Genomic DNA, 20,292 nt, shown 5'->3' with positions numbered 1-20,292 from the left:
CTCAGGGCGCGATCCAGGCCAGCGTGGCCATGCGCCCGCTGCGACGATCACGCCGGTGCGAAAAAAACCGCGTCGGGTCGGAGATGGTGCACAGCTCGCCGCCATGGATGGCCTCGGCCGGCACGCCCGCGCTGCACAAGCGCAGCCGCGCCAACGCGTACAGATCCACCCGCCAGTGGCCCGGGCGCGTGGCGACGAACGCGCTGGCTGCCTGCGGATCACGCGTCACAAACGCCTCGAAGACGTCCGCGCCAATTTCGTACGCCTGCGGCCCTGCGGCCGGCCCCAGCCAGGCGACCAGCTGTGGCGGCGGGGTCCGCATTGCGGCCACGCTGCGTTCCAGCATGCCGTCGGCCAGCCCGCGCCAGCCCGCATGCGCGGCCGCCACTTCGCTGCCATCGGCGGCGACCAGCACCACCGGCAGGCAGTCGGCGGTGAGGATGGCCAGCACCACGCCGGGCACGCTGGTGACGGCGGCATCGGCCACCGGCTCGTCCAGCTCCCGCAGCTGCGCGTGCGCCGCATCCACAGCACGCGGCGCGTCCACACGCACCACCTCCACCCCGTGCACCTGCCGCAGCCAATGCGGCGCGCCTGGCAGGCCCAGCCCCTGTGTCAGCAGCGCCCGGTTACGTTCCACGTTTGCCGGCAGGTCACCCTGCGGGCTGCTGCGGTTGCCGAGATTGAGGCTGTCGAACGGTGCCGGCGACACGCCCAGGCCGTGCCGCAGCGTGGTCAACGCGTGGATGCGCGGCGGCGCCGGCCACTGCGCCGGCAACACAAACGACGGCACGGCGCTCACCTCAGCGCCGCGCCAACTCGGCGGCGCGTGCGCTGTCTTCGCGCAGGGCGCTCATCAGCCGCTGCAGATCTTCCGGCACCGGCGCGCTGGCGCGGACCGGCTCGCCACTGACCGGGTGCAGGAATTCCAGCGTTTCGGCATGCAGGGCCTGGCGCTTGAAGCCGCGCAGCTCCGCCACCAGCGTGTCGGTGGCGCCCTTGGGCAGCTTGAGCGCGCCGCCGTACAGCGGGTCGCCGACGATCGGCGATTTCAGATGCGCCATGTGCACACGGATCTGATGGGTACGCCCGGTTTCCAGACGGCATTCCAGGGCGGTGTGCGCGCGGAAGCGCTCGCGCAGACGGTAATGGGTGACCGCGTCGCGGCCGTCGTCGCGCACCGCCATCTTGAGCCGGTCACGCGGGTGGCGGTCGATCGGCGCATCGGCGGTGCCGCCGGAGACCAGCGCCCCCACGACCACTGCGAGGTACTGGCGGTGCACATCGCGCGCGGAGAGCTGCTCCACCAGCGCGGTCTGCGCCTGCAGCGTGCGCGCCACCACCATCACACCGCTGGTGTCCTTGTCCAGGCGATGTACCACGCCGGCACGCGGCACCGCAGCCAGGTTCGGGTCGCGGAACAGCAGCGCATTGACCAGGGTGCCGTCCGGGTTACCGGCGCCCGGATGCACCACCAGGCCCGCCGGCTTGTCGATGACCAGCACCTGGTCGTCTTCGTACAACACGTTCAGCGGGATGTCCTGCGGCGCGGCGTGGGTCTGGGTTTCCAGCACCACCTGCACCTGGACGGTTTCGCCGCCGCGCAAGGTGTCGCGCGGGCGGGCGGTCTCGCCGTCCAGCAGCGCATCGCCGGACTTGATCCACTCCGACAGCCGCGAGCGCGAGAATTCGGGAAACAGCTCGGCCAGCACCGCATCGAAGCGACGCCCGGCGGCGCTGTCCGGCACGACAGCCTGGCGCAGGGAGGAATCGAGGGGTTCGGAGGATTGGTCGGACATGGACGCGGGTACTCAGGCAAAAACCAAGGAATTTGGGGTCCGGGCGGCGGGAGTCAGTCGCCGGACAGGCCACTAGGCTATCATCGCCCTTTCGTTTTCCTGACGCGTCCTGCCCAGACCCCATGATCCGACGGTCCACGTTTTCCGCGCCTGCGCGCCTGATTGCCCTCATGCTGGTCATGGCGTTTGTCGTCACCGGCTGCCACCGCGGCGCCAAGGACAAGAATCCCGACGAGGGCATGCCGGTCGAGCAGCTCTACGGCAAGGGCCACGGCCTGATGGAGAAAGGCAACTGGGCCGGCGCCGAAGCCAGCTACAAGCGCCTGATCGCCCAGTACCCGTACGGCCCGTACACCGAGCAGGCGATGATCGAAACCGCCTACGCCCAGTACAAGGCCGGCAAGCACGACGACACGGTGTCCAGCGTCGACCGCTTCATCCGTACCTATCCGACGCACCGCAACATCTCGTATCTGTATTACCTGCGCGGCCTGGCCAACAGCAACCGTGACACGGTGTTCCTGCGCCGCGTGTGGTCGCTGGACCCGAGCCGCCGCGACCTGTCATCACCGCAGCAGGCCTACAACGACTTCAACACCGTCACCGACCGCTATCCCAACAGCCGCTACGCGCCGGACGCGCGCAAGCGGATGATCGAGCTGCGCGACATCTTCGCCCAGCACGAACTGGACAACGCGCTGTATTACCTGCGCCGCGATGCCTGGGTGTCGGCTGCAGGGCGTGCCAACTACCTGCTGGAAACCTACCCGCAGAGCGCGTTCCAGTACGACGCAGTCGCCGTGCTGGCCGAGGCCTACACCCACCTGGGCAACAAGACCCTGGCCGCCGACGCGCGCCGCGTGCTGGAGCTCAACAGCCCGCAGCACCCGTGGCTGACCGGCGACTGGCCGAAGTATCCGTGGGCCGTGCGCAAGCTCAACCCGTTCGCTGGCGAGAAGTCCGCCGCCACCGGCCAGCGCAATGCACAGATGAGTCGCGATTGAGAGATCGATCGGCGATGAGATGAAAGGGGCCGCAAGGCCCCTTTTTTATTGCCGCAACGCTTGATTGCCGCAGCGCCAACTGGCAGCGCGACAAGGCGCTCCCTTGGCAGGACGTGCTCGCGAGGCGACACGTTGGTACGGGCCAGCGCCGGCTGCAGTCCGTGGCGTGGTCTTCCTGGGTGTCACGCGAGGTGGATATCGCCATCGACTTCGCTGCCATGCTCACCCTGAGCCACCGTGTGTCCGGCTGCCAACTGCATGCGCACGAGTCCTGAGCAGCAACCATGCTCGGCCCGAGCGAGCTCATGCATCCCGAACCGGATCCGGGCCACATCGCCAGCGCAAGCGCCCGAGACCCGGCACCAGGTCACCGACTGACCTGGCGAGGCTTCCTATACTCCAGGCATAAGGCAGGTACGACATCCTGCCGGCGTACGCCAAGGAGGCTGTATGTCGATGTCCGGTCAGCGGATCGTGTTCGCGCTCGGGCTGCTGCTGCTCGCAGCCACCGCCCATGCCGCCCCCATCGTCTACGGCGTCAACGCCCACGACAACCGCCCCGCCTACGCCATGACGCAGGCCGAGGCCCGCTTCAAACTATTGGCCGCGCGCAACCTGCGCAGCTATCGCTTCGACGTGGACCCACGCGATTACGCCACGCTCGACACGCTGGTTCCGCTCGCGCGCAAATACGGCATCACCTTGCGCCCGATGGTCTACCCGATGACCCACGAGATCGGCTACCAGCTGGCGCGCCGCTACGCCGCCGACATCAAGGTGTGGGAGATCGGTAACGAACAGGATCTGGTGCGTGCCGAGGCCGACGCCAGGATCGCGGCGATGACCACGATGTACCAGGGCATGCGGCAGGCGTCCAACGAGCTGGGCGCAGGGCTGCGCTTCACCATCAACATCACCGCCTGCAATAGCGACGACCACAGTGCCACCGCGCGCTGCCCCGGCGATCGCAATGGCTCCCTCTGGTTTCTGGCCAAGGCCCGGGCGGCCGGCTTTGCGTTCGACCACATCAGCTTCCACTACTACGCGTTCCACCACGATGCCGGCTATTGGACCGACCTGTATCTGGGGCAGTTGCGCACCGCCGCGCAGACCTACAACACGCCGGTGTTCTTCAACGAACTCAACTGCGCCGAGGTGTATACCGGCAATGTCAGCGGCGGCGCCCAGGGCGATGGCGGCTGTTACGACAGCCTGGCCCAGCTGTTACGCACCGTGCGCGACCACTATGCCGACGTGGTGGCCGAGGTGAACGTCTACGAGCTGCTGGACCAGACCACCATTTCGGGCGTCGAAGGCCATTTCGGCCTGATGTACGACCTGACGCGCCCCAAGCCCACGCTGGAGCTGCTCACCGGTTTCGCCCAGCCTCCGGCGTCGGCGCCAGCGCGCACGACGCCCGGTGCCCCCGGTTACTGACCCGAATAGCCATTGGTGATCGGGTAACGCCGCTCGCGCCCGAACGCGCGCCGCGACACCTTCGGTCCGGGCGCTGCCTGGTGGCGCTTCCACTCGTTGAGCCGCACCAGCCGCAGCACGTGTTCGACCGTATCGGCGGCATAGCCGGCCGCGACGATGTCGTCGCGCGACTGCTCCTGGTCAACGTAGCGGTACAGGATGCCGTCGAGCACGTCGTAGGGCGGCAGCGAGTCCTGGTCGGTCTGGTTGTCGCGCAGTTCCGCCGAGGGCGGGCGCGAAATCACTGCCGGCGGAATCACCGGCGCGCCGCCCACGGTGTTGCGCCACTTGGCCAGCCCAAACACCTCCGTCTTGTACAGGTCCTTGAGCGGTGCGTAGCCACCGCACATATCGCCGTAGATGGTGGCGTAACCCACTGCGTATTCGCTCTTGTTGCCGGTGGTGAGCACAAGCCCGCCGAACTTGTTGGACAACGCCATCAGGATCACGCCGCGGCTGCGCGACTGCAGGTTTTCTTCGGTGATGTCGGGCTGGGTGTCTGCGAACAGCGGCCCCAGTGCCGCGAGCAGGCCTTCGAACGCCGGCTCGATCGCTATCGTTTCGAGTTTCACGCCCAGCGCGCGGCATTGTTCTTCGGCCAGATCGTTCGACAGCCCGGCGGTGTAGCGCGACGGCAGGCGCACCGCGGTGACGTTCTCGCCCCCCAGCGCATCCACCGCCATCGCCAACACCAACGCCGAGTCGATGCCGCCGGACAGGCCCAGCCACACCTTGCGGAAGCCATTCTTGCCGCAGTAATCCTTGAGCCCGCGCACCACCGCGCGCCAGGCCAGCGCGTCCATGCTTTCGTCGCCATCGTCCACCCACACCACCGGGGTGAAGCTGCGCTCGCCGGCGGCATAGTCCACCACCAGCCACTGGTCCACGAATGCCGCTGCGGCCGGATGCACGGTGCCATCACCGTCGGCCACCACCGAGGCGCCGTCGAACACCAGCGCATCCTGGCCACCGACCACATTGAGATAGGCAATCGCCGCACCGCTCTCGCGGGTGCGCTCGGCCAGCAAGGCATCGCGCTGCGCATGCTTGCCGCGCTCGTAGGGCGATGCGTTGGGCACCAGCACCAGTTCGGCACCGGCCTGCACGGTCTTGGCCAGCGGCTCGGCAAACCACAGGTCTTCGCAGATCACCACGCCCACCTGCACGCCCTTGACGGTCACCACGCAGTTGTCGCCGTCCGGGTCCACGTCGAAGTAGCGGCGCTCATCGAACACCGCGTAGTTGGGCAATTCGCGCTTGCGGTAGGTCGCTTCGATGCGCCCCTCGCGCAAGACGCTGGCGGCGTTGTAGACCACGCTGCCGGCGCTCTGCGGCCAGCCGACCACCGCGACGATGCCACGCGTGGCTGCGGCAATCCGCGCCAGCGCCTGCTCGCAGTGGGCGAGAAACCCGGGGCGCAACAGCAGGTCTTCCGGCGGATAGCCGCTGATCGCCAATTCCGGAAACAGCACGATATCGGCATCGAACTCGTCGCGCGCCGCGGCGATGTACTCGATGATGCGATCGGTGTTCTGCGTCACGGCACCGACCGGGAAGTCGAACTGGGCCATGGCGATACGAAGGGTGTGTGCTGTCACTGCTGACTCCATCAAAACAGGCTTTCAAGGTAACCCGCTTCGCGCTGCGAACGGATCGCCAGCACATACACGGTGTCGTCCAACGGTGCGTAACGATAGAGCGCCAGATAGCCGCTGGCATCGCGGCCTATGACCAGTTCGCGAAATCCGCCATGCACTGCGCGCCCCATCAGTGGATTGTCCGCCAATGCGTCGATCGCCTGGAAGATGCCAGCGAGCTTTCGCTGCACACTGGCTGCATCGTGTTCCAGCAGATAAGCGACTAAACGGCGCGCATCGTCGGCGACGCGCGCGGCAAGCGCGATCCTGGTCACCTGTCAGCGCTCGACGGCGCTGGCGACCGGTGGCGCGGGGTTCTCTCCGTCAGCAAGCTGCTGCATGTACTGGCGTACGTCCGCCCAGGACAGCGTGTTGTCGCCGCCTTCGATAGCAGCCCAGCGTTGCTGCGCTTCGGCATGGAATGCAGTGCGGCGCTCGTGCGCCTCGATTTTTTCCGCAATGGCGTCGACGATAAAGCCGTGCGCCGTAGTTCCGGCATCTTTCGCCGCCCTGGCGACACGCGCTTTCAGTTCGTCAGGCAAACGGATTGTGGTCGTGGACATGGCAACCTCGGAAGACCGGATGACAGGCTCACAGTAGCACAATTGTGACACACTTTGCATGACACGCTCCTTGTGCGATTCAGAGCTCAGCATCGCTGCAAGCAGGGAGCCGGGCAGTCGGCCCAACGCGCGCGGGGCAGTCAGCAATTCCTGCCATCCAGGTAAGACATCGCCCAAAACGCAGAAAGCCGCCCGAAGGCGGCTTTCCACGACACCACACTGGTGAGACTTACTTCACCAGCGCAGCGATCGCCGCACCCAGATCGCCCGGCGAACGGACGGTCTTGACGCCGGCCGCTTCCATCGCCGCGAACTTGCCTTCGGCCGTGCCCTTGCCGCCCGATGCGATCGCACCGGCGTGGCCCATGCGCTTGCCGGCCGGCGCCGAGGCACCGGCGATGAAGCCGACGACCGGCTTCTTCACGAACTGCTTGATGTACTCGGCACCGGCTTCCTCGGCGTCGCCGCCGATCTCGCCGACCATGATGATGCCTTCGGTCTGCGGGTCTTCGTTGAACAGCTTGAGGCAGTCGACGAAGTTCAGGCCGTTGATCGGATCGCCACCGATGCCGATGCAGGTGCTCTGGCCCAGGCCCACTTCGGTGGTCTGCTTGACCGCTTCATAGGTCAGGGTGCCCGAACGCGACACGATGCCGATCTTGCCCGGCTTGTGGATGTGGCCCGGCATGATGCCGATCTTGCACTCGCCCGGGGTGATCACGCCGGGGCAGTTCGGCCCGATCAGCACGGTGTCCGGATGCGAGCGGGTCAGCACGTTCTTGACGCGCAGCATGTCCAGCACCGGAATGCCTTCGGTGATGCAGACGATGACCTTGATGCCGGCCGCAGCCGCTTCCAGGATCGCATCGGCCGCATACGGCGGCGGCACGTAGATGACCGACGCGTCGGCGCCGGTGCTCTGCACGGCGTCGGCCACGGTGTTGAACACCGGCAGATCGATATGCGTGGTGCCGCCCTTGCCCGGCGTCACGCCGCCAACGACCTGGGTGCCGTACTCGATCATCTGAGTGGCGTGGAAGGTGCCCTGCTGGCCGGTGAAGCCCTGCACGATCACCTTGGTGTTCTTGTTAATCAAAACGGACATGGATAGTTCCTTCGGTGTCGTGGATCAGGCAGCGTTCTTGACAGCTTCAACGACCTTCTTGGCGCCGTCGTTGATGTTGTCGGCCGGGATGATGGCCATGCCGCTGTCACGCAGCAGTTGCTTGCCTTCTTCCACGTTGGTGCCTTCCAGGCGCACCACGACCGGCACCTTGACGCCCACTTCCTTGACCGCGGCAATGATGCCTTCGGCGATCATGTCGCAGCGGACGATGCCGCCGAAGATGTTGACGAAAATGCCTTCGACCTTGTCCGAGGACAGGATCAGCTTGAACGCCTCGATGACGCGCTGCTTGTTGGCACCGCCGCCCACGTCCAGGAAGTTCGCCGGCTCGCCGCCGTTGAGCTTGATGACGTCCATGGTGGCCATGGCCAGGCCAGCGCCGTTGACCATGCAACCGATGTTGCCGTCCATGGTGACGTAGTTGATGTCCAGCTCCGAAGCAGTCACTTCGGTCTCGTCTTCCTGGGTCTTGTCGCGCATGGCGACCAGCGCCTTCTGACGGAATGCGGCGTTGTCGTCGCTGTCGAACTTGCCGTCCAGCGCGTACAGGTTGCCGTCGTCCAGGATCGCCAGCGGGTTGATTTCAACCAGCGCCAGGTCCTTGTCGTTGAACAGGCGATACAGGTTCACCATGATGCTGGCGAACTGGCCGGCCTGCTTGGCATTGAGGCCGAGCTTGAAGCCGAAATCGCGGCCGTGGTAGCCCTGCACGCCTTCGACGAAATCGACGTTGAGCGAGTGGATCAGCTCCGGCGTCTCGGCGGCGACCTGTTCGATCTCCACGCCACCTTCGCTCGAGGCGATATAGGTGATGGTCTTGGTGCCGCGGTCGACCAGGATCGACAGGTACAGCTCCTTGACGATCTCGCCGGCGGTGGTCACCAGCACCAGGTTGACCGGCAACTCGACGCCTGCGGTCTGGTAGGTGGACATCTTGGTGCCGAGCATCTTGTCTGCTGCGGCCTTCACGTCGTCGGTGGTCTTGCAGAACTTGACGCCGCCAGCCTTGCCGCGGCCGCCCGCGTGGATCTGCGCCTTGACCATCCAGGGGCCCTTGCCCAAGGAGTTGGCGACTTCAACCGCTTCGTCCGGCGTGGACGCGACCTTACCGGCCGGGACGGGGATGCCGTACTCGGCAAGCAGCTGTTTTGACTGGTATTCGTGGAAATTCATGCGTCACCGTGGGAAAAGGAAACGACCGCTGCGCGCAACGCAGACCGACGGGGCGGTCACGTCGGGAGACGCGAGCGGGCCGCCTATTGTGGCCGACCACGCCCTGCGGCGCAAAATTCGCCGGCATTGGCAGCCAGATCTGTGCGCTTGCGCAATGCGCGAATGCATGCGCAAGCGGCCGTGGGCGGCGCAGCTGCCTATACTCGCGGCTCGTTTCAGCAGGGGGTTCAGGCGTGGCATCCAGCGTATCGCTCATCGACCGGATCCAGTCGGCGCCGCAGCGCGAGCTGTATTTCTTCTCGCTGTACCGCGTGCTGGTGGCCGGCCTGATCGCCGCGCTGGTGTTCAGCCCGTTGTCCGACGCCATCCCCGAGCCGCGCTACCCACGCCTGGCCGCCGGCGTGGCGATCGGCTATCTGTCGATGGCCATCCCGCTGCTGTTCTGGGGCCGCAGCGAGCGCCGCCTCACCGCCACCGTGCTGTGCGCGGTGCTGGCCGACATCCTGGCCGCGACCCTGGCCACGCACGCCCTGCCCGGCGCCAGCGCCGGCATCGCGATGATGCTGCTGTTCAACGTGGCGGCCGGCTCGATCCTGCTGCGGCTGCGCTATGGCATGAGTGTCGCGGTGGTGGCCAGCACCGCGATCGTACTGGAGTACCTGTGGACGCTGCTGGAAGGCGGCACCACCCGCCCGGTGGCCGAACTGGCCATGTTCGCCACCAGCTACGTGGCGGTGGCCTACATCTGCCAGCAGATCGCCTCACGCGCGCGCAGCAACCAGGCGCTGGCCGAACAGCGCGGCGCGCAGGTCGCCAACCTTTACGAAATCAACGAGTTGATCATCCGCCGCATGCGCACCGGCGTGCTGGTGGTCGATACCCACAACCGCATCACCCTGGCCAACGAAGCCGCCCTGGCACTGCTCGGCGACGGCGACCAGCGCAACGCCCCGGCCGACCTGGCATTGGCCGCCCTCACCCCGGAACTGGCGCGCCGGCTGCAGCGCTGGCGCAGCGGCTGGCGCCACGAAGAATCCCCGCTGCAGCTGGGCGCGGACCGGCCCGAAGTGCAGCCGCGCTTCGTGCGCCTGCTTGCCGACAGCGACCTGGTGCTGATCTTCCTGGACGATGCCAGCGTGGTCTCGCGGCGCGCCGAATCGCTCACCCTCTCGGCCATGGGCCGGTTCTCGGCCAGCCTGGCCCACGAGATACGCAACCCGCTGGCGGCCATCAACTACGCCTCGCAGCTGCTGGAAGAATCACCGGACATCGGCGATGCCGACCGCCGCCTGCTGCAGATCATCCACCAGCAATGCCAGCGCACCAACGGCATTGTCGAAAGCGTGCTCGGCCTGGCCCGGCGCGAGCGCGCCAACCCGGAAAACCTGGACCTGGCCGCGTTCGTGCGCCGCTTCGTCGTGGAATACCGGCAGACCTTGTCGATGGAGACCGACATCCTGGAAGCCAGCATCGAGGGCGCCTCGGTGCACGCCTTGATCGACCCCAAGCACCTGCACCAGGTCCTGACCGCGCTGGTGCACAACGCACTCAAGTACGGCCGCGTCCTGGACGAGCCGGCACGGGTGAAGCTGCGGGTGGAGCGGCGCGAGCGCATGGTGGCCATCGACGTGATCGACCGTGGCCCCGGCATTCCGGAGACGGTGGCAGCGCAACTGTTCCGGCCGTTCTACACCACCTCCGAACACGGCACCGGGCTCGGCCTGTACATCGCCCAGGAGCTGTGCCGCGCCAATCAGGCACAACTGGATTACGTGTCGGTCCCCGGCGGCGGCGCGTGTTTCCGCATCCTGCTACAGGGCCCGAATGGGCTATTCGGCAAGTAGGCGAGCAGAGCGACTCTACGCGGTCCGGCTGTCCTGCACGTGCAGACAACCAGCTCGCAATCAGCATCGATCTCCGCGCGAGCGAGGCCTTGTGGCGCCGAACGTGGGGCGAACATCGGTAGCAGCCCTGCACGCGCAACACATGACGCTTCAGGTCCAACAGCGCCGGTAATTGTCGACTGTCATCACGCTGGGCTATCGTGCGCAACATGAACGAAACGAAAAGTGCCCTGGTCGTCGATGACGAGCGTGACATCCGCGAATTGCTTGTTCTCACCCTGGGCCGCATGGGGCTGCGCATCAGCACCGCCGCCAACCTGGCCGAAGCACGCGAATTGCTGGCCAGCAACCCGTACGACCTGTGCCTGACGGACATGCGGTTGCCCGACGGCAACGGCATCGAACTGGTGACCGAGATCGCGCGCCAATACCCGCAGACGCCGGTGGCCATGATTACCGCGTTCGGCAGCATGGACCTGGCGGTGGAAGCGCTGAAAGCCGGCGCGTTCGACTTCGTCAGCAAGCCGGTGGACATCAGCGTGCTGCGCGGCCTGGTCAAGCACGCACTGGAATTGAACAACCGCGACCGGCCGGCGCCGCCACCACCCCCGCCGGAACAGGCCAGCCGCCTGCTCGGCGATTCGACCGCCATGGAGAGCCTGCGCTCCACCATCGGCAAGGTCGCGCGCAGCCAGGCGCCGGTCTACATCGTCGGCGAATCCGGCGTGGGCAAGGAGCTGGTGGCCCGCACCATCCACGAGCAGGGCGCGCGCGCGGCCGGGCCGTTCATTCCGGTCAACTGCGGCGCGATCCCGGCCGAGCTGATGGAGAGCGAGTTCTTCGGCCATAAGAAGGGCAGCTTTACCGGCGCGCATGCCGACAAGCCCGGCCTGTTTCAGGCCGCGCATGGCGGCACGCTGTTTCTGGACGAAGTGGCCGAGCTGCCGCTGCAGATGCAGGTCAAGCTGCTGCGCGCCATCCAGGAAAAATCGGTGCGCCCGGTCGGCGCGTCGGGCGAGACGCTGGTGGACGTGCGCATTCTGTCGGCCACGCACAAGGACCTGGGCGACCTGGTCTCCGACGGCCGCTTTCGTCACGACCTGTATTACCGCATCAACGTGATCGAACTCCGTGTGCCACCGCTGCGCGAGCGCAGTGGCGACCTGACGCAACTGGCCGCCGCCATCATTGCGCGGCTGGCCCGCAGCCATGGCCGCCCGATTCCGCTGCTGACCCAGTCAGCCCTGGATGCATTGGATACTTACGGCTTTCCGGGCAACGTGCGCGAACTGGAAAACATCCTCGAACGCGCCCTGGCCCTGGCCGAAGACGACCAGATCAGCGCCACCGACCTGCGCCTGCCCGCCCATGGCGGCCACCGCCTTGCCGCCAGCCCGGGCACCGCTGCGGTTGAACCGCGCGAAGCGGTGGTCGACATCGACCCTGCCTCCTCCGCCCTGCCCTCGTACATCGAACAACTGGAACGCGCCGCGATCCAGAAAGCGCTGGAGGAGAATCGCTGGAACAAGACCAGAACCGCCGCGCAGCTCGGCATCACGTTTCGTGCGCTGCGCTACAAGCTCAAGAAGTTGGGGATGGAGTAGCTGCTGCTTTATTGCTATGCCTGCTTCCGAACGATTCCGCAGCTAGGGCTACAAGACGAGCAGGTGTACCACAACACCCTCACGTGAATCTCGGGCGCGAAACGCTTTAAGTCTCTTGCACGTGACACGAACGAGCCGCTGCAGACTACTCAGCGGGAAACACTATCGAGCCGTTGATGCAGGCTAGTAGGCTCCTGCTCAACCGAGCAAGACCATCGATCAACCTGGCGCGCGTGCCATATCGTGCGATCCAGTTGATGTCGGCAGGATTCCAGGATTGGAGCTCAAGCCCACCAAGCCCTGAGCTCCTATGAACTACGCCCTGCATTCGTAGTAGATGAAAATAACGTTGTCGGATCAACCATCTTGAGGGCGCTTACAGAAAGCTCCACTCATGGATCAAGGACAAACTTGGCTCACCTGAGCAGAGCAGGACAAGCCTCCACCATTTGCCGAATATTGCCCACCGCACGATAGCGACACGGTTCCCGGGCCATTTGACGCAACTGACTGACCAGGAGTCAGACTTCCACTGTAGCCCGGGGACTGTATCCCGCAGGTGGTACCTGTGACGCTGCCCGACGCCTGAGTGCACTGGATGATGGCTGCAGATTTGACCGGGGCCAAGCCGCGGAACGAGCTGCCATTACGTGCAGAGCCAAAGATCGTTTGCTCCGGTGAGCATGTGGTGTCATCAATCCTTGCTGCGCAGTTCAAACCACCACCACTAGCTGCGTAGGAACCGATGCAATTGAGGACGACATTGCCTGGTGCATTGGTACCTATCGACTCACCTACCGACAGGACGCCATTCCACCCTGGAGCTTGCACCGAGCAAAATGTGCCTGCTTGTCCCCCACCTGTTGCCTGGGTGCAGGTCACAACGGATAGCGTTGACGCTATCGCATTCCCTTGTGTTGAACCACCATTGCGAGCACTGGCCGTAATGGTTTGAACCGCAGCATTCACCGAACCAAAACAGGCCAATCCGCACACCAGGGCGACGAAACTACAGACTTTCAGCCTAATCATTACGCAACTCCTTCAGGACCACGCCAGTCGAAGAAACCTCAGATCAGCAAAAATGATTTGTAAAAACAGTTGCTATCGAAAGAATTATTTGAACGCAACTTAGCTACTGTCAATGCAAAAAAGGTCAGCAGGAAGTTATTTGTGATCGCTCACTCACAAACGGCCCTATGGCGTAGGCCTGTCAATGTGACATTGTCGAATTCAAGACATCTACAGAGTCAAATGTGCGACTGCCCGCACTGCCGGTCGTGCTGCCGATGGCACTGCTGATCCAATGACACGGCATTGACCTAAAATCGTCTTCGGCACGTCGGTTAAGCACGCGCAGCAGCGGTACCGCTGCAATCTGCGCTCAGTCCTTCGTCACCCGATTGATCTCCGCCAGGCTCGTCACCCCATGCGCCGCCTTCACCAGCGCCGACTGCCGCAAATCGCGGATGCCGATCCTCTGCGCCGCCTCGGCGATCTGCATCGCGTTGCCGCCTTCCAGTACGATCGCGCCGATCTCGTCGGTCATCGGCATCACCTGGTAGATACCGGTACGCCCCTTGTAGCCTTCGGTGCACTCATCGCAGCCGACCGCCTCGTACAGTTCGATTCCGGCAGCGATCTGCTCTGCGGTAAACCCTTCGGCCAGCAACGCATGCTCCGGCAGCGGCGCCTTGCGCTTGCAGTTGTTGCACAAACGCCGCGCCAGACGCTGCGCAATGACCAAGGTCACCGACGAAGTGATGTTGTACGGCGCAATGCCCATGTTCATCAGACGCGCGATGGTCTGTGGCGCATCGTTGGTATGCAGCGTCGACAACACCATGTGACCGGTCTGCGCCGCCTTGATCGCAATCTCGGCCGTCTCCAGGTCGCGGATTTCGCCGACCATGATGATGTCCGGATCCTGGCGCAGGAACGAGCGCAACGCCGCAGCAAACGTCATGCCGCGCTTGACGTTTTGCTGGACCTGATTGACACCAGGCAAGCGGATTTCGACCGGATCCTCGGCCGTGGAGATGTTGCGCGTCTCATCGTTGAGGATGCCCAGCGCCGTATACAACGACACCGTCTTGCCCGAACCGGTTGGCCCGGTCACCAGCACCATGCCGTAAGGCTTGTGGATCGCATCCAGGAACAGCTTTTGCTGATCCGCCTCATAGCCCAGCTTCTCGATGCCCAGCTTGGCCGCACTCGCGTCCAGGATACGCAGCACCACCTTCTCGCCGAACAGGGTCGGCAAGGTGCTCACACGGAAGTCGATCTGCTTGGTCTTGGACAGGTTGAGCTTGATGCGCCCATCCTGCGGCACCCGCTTCTCGGCGATGTCCAGCTGCGACATCACCTTCAGGCGCGCCGCAATGCGCTGGCTCAACTTCACCGGCGCCTTGGCCACATTCTTCAGGAGGCCATCGATCCGCAAGCGCACCCGGTAGTCGTCTTCGTACGGCTCGAAATGGATGTCGGAGGCTCCCCGCCGGATCGCATCCACCAGCACCTTGTTGACGAACTTCACCACCGGCGTGTCGTCGCCCTTGGCATCGACCCCGGAATCCCCGCCGGCGCCCATGTCCTCGTCGCCGGTGGAGACGTCCAGATCCCCCATCCCCTCGTCGTCGTCACCCATCGACGAGCCAAGCGCCGCATTGCTGGCCTGCCACTGCTCCAAGGTGCGACGGATCTGATCCTCGTCGACCAGGATCGGCTCGACCACCAGATTGGTATGGAACTTGATGTCGTCCAGCGCCCTGGTCTGGGTCGGATTGCTCACCCCCACGAACAACCGGTTGCCGCGCTTGAACAGCGGTAGCACCTGGTACTTCTGGAGCAACTCCTCGCTGACCAGCTTGACCGCGTTCTGGCTGGCATCGAACACGGAAACGTCCATCAGAGGCATGCCAAACTCAACCGCGTTTGCGGCGGCAAGCTGGGATGCAGTCACTAACTTTCTCTCCGCAAACCACTGGGGCAGAGGAACCCTGGCTGAAGCAGCTTGCTCCATGGCGGTACGGGCCGCCGTTTCATCAAGTGCGCCGTCTTGAACCAGCCGACGAGCTATGCCGGTTATGCCAACGAGATTGGCTGAGATCACTGCGTTCATAGCGGAAAACACCTGATGACCGTATCAAGGCAAACGATACTGTAAATCCGTGTGAAAGTGGGCGCTACGAACTACATGGCGGCCCTCTCAAAAAGACGCCTGCACCCACACTACTTCAGGCATTACTATAGTGGCCGGGTACAAGGGGCGCAGCCGTGGAAAACATTAGCATCATCATGCCGGCCAAAAACGAGGCTACAGGACTCAACAAAACCTTGCCGAAGCTAAAAGCAAAACTGCCTTCAGCAGAGATCATTGTCGTCGATGATGGCTCCACTGACTTGACCGCTAAAATTGCTCAGGAGTATGGAGCAATGGTCATAAGCAGCCCCTACCCAATGGGAAATGGCGCGGCAATCAAGCGCGGAACTCGCTCCGCGAACGGGGAGATACTCGTCTTTATGGACTCAGACGGACAGCACGATCCGGATGACATAGAAAAATTACTTGCTAAGCTCGATCAAGGCTACGACATGGTAGTGGGAGCACGAGACAGCAGTGGACAGGCGAGCTTGCACCGCGAGTTTGCAAATCGCTTTTATAATTGGTTGGCCAGCCGCATGACAGGATTTGAGGTGAGAGATCTCACTTCTGGATTCCGAGTCGTTCGCGCAGAGAAGTTTCGAGAATTTTTACACCTGCTTCCTAATGGCTTTAGCTATCCAACTACTAGCACGATGGCTTTCTTTCGTAGCGCTTACCCTGTGGCATACGTCCCCATCGCTGTTGCCAGGCGCGTGGGCAGCGGCAGCCACATACGCCCATTGAAAGACGGCGCCCGTTTTCTGCTCATCATTTTCAAAATTGCCACATTGTATTCACCGCTAAAGCTTTTCGCACCTGTAGCAATTTCTTTTTTCTTATTAGGACTAGGATACTACGGCTACACTTTCGCGAGCATGCATCGGTTCACCAACATGAGCGCACTACTACTCAGCGCCTCCGTTATCATTTTTCTCATTGGTCTTATTTCAGAACAAATTACGACACTGACGTACAAGAAATAATTAAACATCAAAAGTACTGGTCAGATATCGAAATACATCGGGATCGCAGATGAATTCCAACCCAGTAGCAGCAAATAATATCTGCGCCATCATCATCACATACAACCCAAAATCCAGTTTCCTCAACCTCATTGAGACACTATTAACGCAGTTCTCAATGATATTCATAGTCGATAATGGGTCCGCGCTTTTTCCTGAAATTGAAGTCAAAGCCTCGCTGAAAGTTCGTCACAATGAACAAAATTTAGGTATCGCCACGGCTCTTAATCAGGGCCTAGAGGATGCCTTGAATTCTGGATACGCATGGGCGGTTACTTTCGATCAAGATTGCGAACCTTTATCGAATTTCCTCAATGAGATGAAGCGCTCAAGCGAGAAAATAAGTGCGTCAGAATTCCTTCTCGGCGCAAATTATTATCATGCACACCGCGATCGCATTGCACATCCGCCCCCCTCCAGCGGCGTTGACCCATTCCCCAAGACAACTGTAATTACTTCAGGGATGCTGCTGCGCCTTGAGTTTGCAAAAGCGATTGGTGGATTTCGAGATGATTACTTCATCGACTCCGTCGACCATGAATTCTGTCTACGCGCGTCGCTAAACGGGGCCAAGATAATGATTACGAAAATCCCATTGATGATACATCAAATTGGGACCCATCGCGCCGGCAATAGATTTACCCTAGCCCTCTCCCTATCACACGAACCGATACGCAAATATTACATTGCGCGCAATACACTCTGGACAATACGAAAATACTTTCTAAGAAATCCTGTCTGGTGCGTACGACAGATTGCACGCTTGATTGGAGAGCTCGCAGGCATCGTATTTTTCGAGGGTAATCGCAATAAAAAAATATGCTCTTTTGTGCGCGGATTGAAAGATGGAATAAGCCAGTGGAATACCAAGTGACTCACCGGCAGAAAATTAATGATAAAGATCTTTTTGTAATAGGCGTGCATACTGCGAGCGAAGCTTATCCCAACACCCTCTATATACTAGAAAAACTACGCAGCGACCTTTCCCCGCAGGAAATAAACATTCCTTTACTTCCTGAAACCGGAGGTGCCATCAAGTTGCGAAACCGTCGTCTCAGCTCGGCACTGAAGTTTATGACCGCCCACGTTGGTGTATTATGGAGCACATTAACCCTACGACCTCCGCGGTGCGTATACATTCCCTATCCAAGTACATTCTTGCTTTTAGCATGGTCTTTTTTTCCCAAGCAGCTACGCCCGCGTAGAATCGTTGCCGACGCATTCATCTCAATCTACGACACCGTCATAAATGACCGCCAGCTCCTGAGCCGAGATGGCTACGTTTCCAAGCTACTGAAAAGTGCCGAGCGACGAGCCTTTGGCACCGCCAACGTGATTGTCGTAGACACTCAGCAGAACGCAAAATTCTACGCAGAGACCTTTCACCTTCCACGTCAATTATTCAGGCCCATCCCCTTATCAACCAATGAAAAGAATTACTCGCAATTCCCACTATCAAAAAAGCGGACATGCAACGTCCTCTTCGTAGGTACGCTTATACCACTGCATGGGATCGAAGTAGTTCTAGCCGCCGCAAGACTATTAAGCTGTCGAGAAGATATAGTTTTCACAATCGTCGGGGACGGACAGGAAGCGCAAGCAGTGGAGAACTCAATCCTCGAAGGAGCTTCCAATCTGATATGGGAACGCAAGTGGATGCTTCCCGAACAGCTAGCCAGTTACATTATTAATTCAAGTATTTGTTTAGGTATTTTTGGCAGCACCTCAAAAGCTGATCGCGTATGCCCCTACAAAATTTATGCGTATGCTAGTGTCGGACGTCCGGTCATCACTAGAAATTCTTCCTGGCTGAAACAGGCAACACGGGACTACGGACAGCCTCCTTTTCTCGGAATACCTCCTGGCGATCCCGCGATGCTTGCGGATACCATCGTACGCCTGGCAGACAACACTACGCTGCAAGAGCAGATGGCTGAAGCATCCAACCGCTTCTACGCAGACTGTTTATCCAATCGAACAGCCTACTCCCAATTCCGAGAGTGCTTGATGGAAAGTGCCGGAACATGCTGACTCCCACAGTCATCGGCTTGACGCTTCACCACCGCAATGCTGCGCTAACAGCTGCCTGTATCAATTCGCTTCTATCAGAAAACGCTCATCACGTTCTTGTAGTGGACAATAGTGCTGACGGGGGACACAGCGCTGATTCTTTATATGCCATGACAAAGCAGAAACATCGAGTAAGCATCGTCTTACCTGAATGCAATCTCGGCTTTGCGGCCGGAGTAAACAAAGGTCTTGCAGACATTGCTGCAAGGTTCCCAGACAGCCAAGTTCTCCTCATAAACAACGATGCTATTTTGCTCCCGTGTGCTTTGGATCTACTCTGCTCCCAGCTGCTACTCAATCCTGAGGCGATGCTTGTTTACCCTAGCATTGACCACGGGGGATGGGTTCGAGGCACTGTTTACTATCACCGTCTCACAGGCTTGATCACTGATAAGAAGTTACCTGGATCATTCTCGTACCCAAGCGGATGTTGCATCCTAATAAATTTGATCAAAACTGGAACCAGTTTGTTCGACGAAGACTTTTTCATGTACGGCGAAGACATCGAGCTTGGGGCGCGCCTCGGGTCTATTCCGGGCGCAATGATTCATGTACCAAGCTTACTAGTACGACATGAGGGCTCTGCCAGTAGCGGCATGGCCACGCGATTCTACGAGACGAGGATCGCAAAAGCACACATCATGTTGATAAGCAAGTTGAGCAAAAATGGAATCGACAGGCTTATGATGACGATTGGCAGGATACTGATTCTACCTACGAGAGCATTGATTCGCTGCATTCGATACAAAAGCACCATGCCCTTGAAAGCGCTTTATCACGCCTTGGTCGATGCCTGACACTATTGCCGCTGTGCGAGGATAGGGCTGAGTTTGTCCCAGACCTGGTCAACCTTCAACGCATCAAGGCAGGGGAATGGCGCTCCGTCGGCAATAGTAAATCTGCAGTTCCAGTCACAGCGGAAGCAGGGCATGATCTCAACTGCCATTGTCGGCGCAATCGGAAACACCGGATTATCCCGATGCGGATAAGGCAGACAATGCCCATAGGTTGCACCATTCATAGCCACGACACTTGGCACACGGCATGCTGCAGCGATATGAATAGCTGCAGAGTCATTCCCCAGCACCGCTACGCTATCCCGGATACAAGCCTGCAGTTCACTGAGTGAGTTTCGTCCGGCCAGGCTCGTTGTGCGCTCTCCGAGTTCGGCACACATTGCATCTATCCATACCGCCTCGGCAGGAGAGCCTACTAAGACACAGGAAAGGTCCGGATACTCCACCATAGCCCGGTTCGCAATCGCCACAAAGCGGCTTAATGGCCAAGTCTTTTCGGGTCTACTTGCCCCTGGAGAAATCACAAGATAAGGAGTCTTCGGATTTTCCAAATGCAGCTTACCCCTTGGCAAAGGGACCGGCTCACTAGGCGGCGAAATACCTGCTGCTGCAATCAGCAGAGCATGCCGCTCCGATCGATGAATATCTGAGGGGCACCGAACAACATTCGTGTAGTGCCGCCTTGCCATTCTGCCATCTATCGCTGCTCTATCGGAATATTCGTCCTGATAGCAAAAGGACTTTGATGCAGCCACTGACTTCATGCAGGCATCATGGACTATTCCGTCACGCGGGTGAGCGGCACATATCGCAATGCAAGCCTGCAATCGACGTAAGCCGCGTAGCATCCCGACTCTATATCTAAGGTCGTGCGTAAGCTTATACACATCGACATCAATGGTCTGATCAGGATGCAAATCGTCGGCCACCAGTTCCTTCCACGCGGCATTGCAGACCAGGACAGTCTTAAGATTTTCGCGGCGCCACTGCTCAAAGCATGCGCGAATGTAAGGCTTGCATAGCTCATAATCC

Annotated in this window: 17 protein-coding genes; 8 read left to right on the top strand and 9 right to left on the bottom strand. The window is 61.0% G+C overall.

From position 1 onward, the window contains the following. Window position 1 precedes the first annotated feature (1 nt). Window positions 2–802, bottom strand: coding sequence for a peptidoglycan editing factor PgeF (gene pgeF, locus ACCQ09_RS05350; protein WP_040940806.1), 801 nt, complete (start codon window positions 800–802; stop codon window positions 2–4). A gap of 1 nt (window position 803) precedes the next feature. Further along, window positions 804–1,799, bottom strand: coding sequence for a 23S rRNA pseudouridine(1911/1915/1917) synthase RluD (gene rluD / locus ACCQ09_RS05345; RefSeq protein ID WP_016944992.1), 996 nt, complete (start codon window positions 1,797–1,799; stop codon window positions 804–806). A gap of 122 nt (window positions 1,800–1,921) precedes the next feature. Between rluD and ACCQ09_RS05340 the strand changes: the two genes are divergently transcribed. Together ACCQ09_RS05340 and ACCQ09_RS05335 are read left to right on the top strand one after the other, a co-directional pair. Beyond that, window positions 1,922–2,803 (top strand): outer membrane protein assembly factor BamD, encoded by an 882-nt coding sequence (locus ACCQ09_RS05340; protein ID WP_011038204.1) that lies wholly within the window; start codon window positions 1,922–1,924, stop codon window positions 2,801–2,803. A 450-nt stretch (window positions 2,804–3,253) separates the two neighbouring features. After that, window positions 3,254–4,240: a hypothetical protein gene (locus ACCQ09_RS05335; RefSeq protein WP_227971325.1), complete on the top strand. Its 987-nt coding sequence runs from the start codon at window positions 3,254–3,256 to the stop codon at window positions 4,238–4,240. Here the strand turns inward: ACCQ09_RS05335 and ACCQ09_RS05330 are convergent. The 5 genes from ACCQ09_RS05330 to sucC form a co-directional block, all read right to left on the bottom strand. Further along, on the bottom strand, window positions 4,234–5,889 hold the full coding sequence (locus ACCQ09_RS05330; RefSeq protein ID WP_016944993.1) for an NAD+ synthase: 1,656 nt from the start codon (window positions 5,887–5,889) through the stop codon (window positions 4,234–4,236). The genes ACCQ09_RS05335 and ACCQ09_RS05330 overlap by 7 nt on opposite strands. Next, window positions 5,889–6,191, bottom strand: coding sequence for a type II toxin-antitoxin system RelE/ParE family toxin (locus ACCQ09_RS05325; protein ID WP_011038207.1), 303 nt, complete (start codon window positions 6,189–6,191; stop codon window positions 5,889–5,891). The genes ACCQ09_RS05330 and ACCQ09_RS05325 overlap by 1 nt, the downstream gene beginning before the upstream one ends. Before the next feature lie 3 nt (window positions 6,192–6,194). Next, window positions 6,195–6,605, bottom strand: coding sequence for a CopG family ribbon-helix-helix protein (locus ACCQ09_RS05320; protein ID WP_029217117.1), 411 nt, complete (start codon window positions 6,603–6,605; stop codon window positions 6,195–6,197). Between the two features lie 103 nt (window positions 6,606–6,708). Beyond that, window positions 6,709–7,584 carry a succinate--CoA ligase subunit alpha gene (gene sucD / locus ACCQ09_RS05315; protein ID WP_011038208.1) on the bottom strand — a complete coding sequence of 292 codons (876 nt, stop codon included), beginning with the start codon at window positions 7,582–7,584 and terminating at the stop codon, window positions 6,709–6,711. Between the two features lie 24 nt (window positions 7,585–7,608). Next, window positions 7,609–8,778: an ADP-forming succinate--CoA ligase subunit beta gene (sucC, locus tag ACCQ09_RS05310; RefSeq protein ID WP_011038209.1), complete on the bottom strand. Its 1,170-nt coding sequence runs from the start codon at window positions 8,776–8,778 to the stop codon at window positions 7,609–7,611. Window positions 8,779–9,011: 233 nt separating this feature from the next. Between sucC and ACCQ09_RS05305 the strand changes: the two genes are divergently transcribed. Together ACCQ09_RS05305 and ACCQ09_RS05300 are read left to right on the top strand one after the other, a co-directional pair. Further along, complete coding sequence (locus ACCQ09_RS05305) at window positions 9,012–10,622, top strand: sensor histidine kinase (RefSeq protein WP_227971326.1); 1,611 nt, start codon at window positions 9,012–9,014, stop codon at window positions 10,620–10,622. Between the two features lie 209 nt (window positions 10,623–10,831). Continuing rightward, window positions 10,832–12,226 (top strand): sigma-54-dependent transcriptional regulator, encoded by a 1,395-nt coding sequence (locus ACCQ09_RS05300; RefSeq protein ID WP_040940803.1) that lies wholly within the window; start codon window positions 10,832–10,834, stop codon window positions 12,224–12,226. Window positions 12,227–13,610: 1,384 nt separating this feature from the next. Here ACCQ09_RS05300 and pilB read toward each other — a convergent pair. Continuing rightward, window positions 13,611–15,347, bottom strand: a complete 1,737-nt coding sequence (gene pilB, locus ACCQ09_RS05295; RefSeq protein ID WP_040940802.1) for a type IV-A pilus assembly ATPase PilB — start codon at window positions 15,345–15,347, stop codon at window positions 13,611–13,613. Window positions 15,348–15,502: 155 nt separating this feature from the next. Between pilB and ACCQ09_RS05290 the strand changes: the two genes are divergently transcribed. Genes ACCQ09_RS05290 through ACCQ09_RS05275 form a run of 4 tightly spaced genes read left to right on the top strand, consistent with a single transcriptional unit; the run spans window position 15,503 to window position 19,260 of the window. Next, window positions 15,503–16,354 (top strand): glycosyltransferase family 2 protein, encoded by an 852-nt coding sequence (locus ACCQ09_RS05290; protein ID WP_108133901.1) that lies wholly within the window; start codon window positions 15,503–15,505, stop codon window positions 16,352–16,354. 49 nt (window positions 16,355–16,403) lie between these two features. Continuing rightward, a complete protein-coding gene (locus ACCQ09_RS05285) occupies window positions 16,404–17,267 on the top strand; it encodes a glycosyltransferase (RefSeq protein WP_080640041.1) in 864 nt (287 codons plus the stop codon). Beyond that, window positions 17,252–18,424, top strand: coding sequence for a glycosyltransferase (locus ACCQ09_RS05280; protein ID WP_162866365.1), 1,173 nt, complete (start codon window positions 17,252–17,254; stop codon window positions 18,422–18,424). The genes ACCQ09_RS05285 and ACCQ09_RS05280 overlap by 16 nt, the downstream gene beginning before the upstream one ends. Beyond that, on the top strand, window positions 18,418–19,260 hold the full coding sequence (locus ACCQ09_RS05275; RefSeq protein WP_162866364.1) for a glycosyltransferase: 843 nt from the start codon (window positions 18,418–18,420) through the stop codon (window positions 19,258–19,260). The genes ACCQ09_RS05280 and ACCQ09_RS05275 overlap by 7 nt, the downstream gene beginning before the upstream one ends. A gap of 2 nt (window positions 19,261–19,262) precedes the next feature. On the opposite strand, the gene ACCQ09_RS05270 is transcribed toward ACCQ09_RS05275, so the two are convergent. Continuing rightward, window positions 19,263–20,024, bottom strand: a complete 762-nt coding sequence (locus tag ACCQ09_RS05270; RefSeq protein ID WP_162866363.1) for a glycosyltransferase family 9 protein — start codon at window positions 20,022–20,024, stop codon at window positions 19,263–19,265. Between the last annotated feature and the right edge of the window lie 268 nt (window positions 20,025–20,292).

It is taken from the genome of Xanthomonas sp. NCPPB 2586, assembly GCF_041475775.2.
Taxonomy (GTDB): domain Bacteria; phylum Pseudomonadota; class Gammaproteobacteria; order Xanthomonadales; family Xanthomonadaceae; genus Xanthomonas; species Xanthomonas campestris.
The sequence above is the reverse complement of the archived record's forward strand: the minus strand, read 5'-3'. Positions and strand labels throughout refer to the sequence as shown.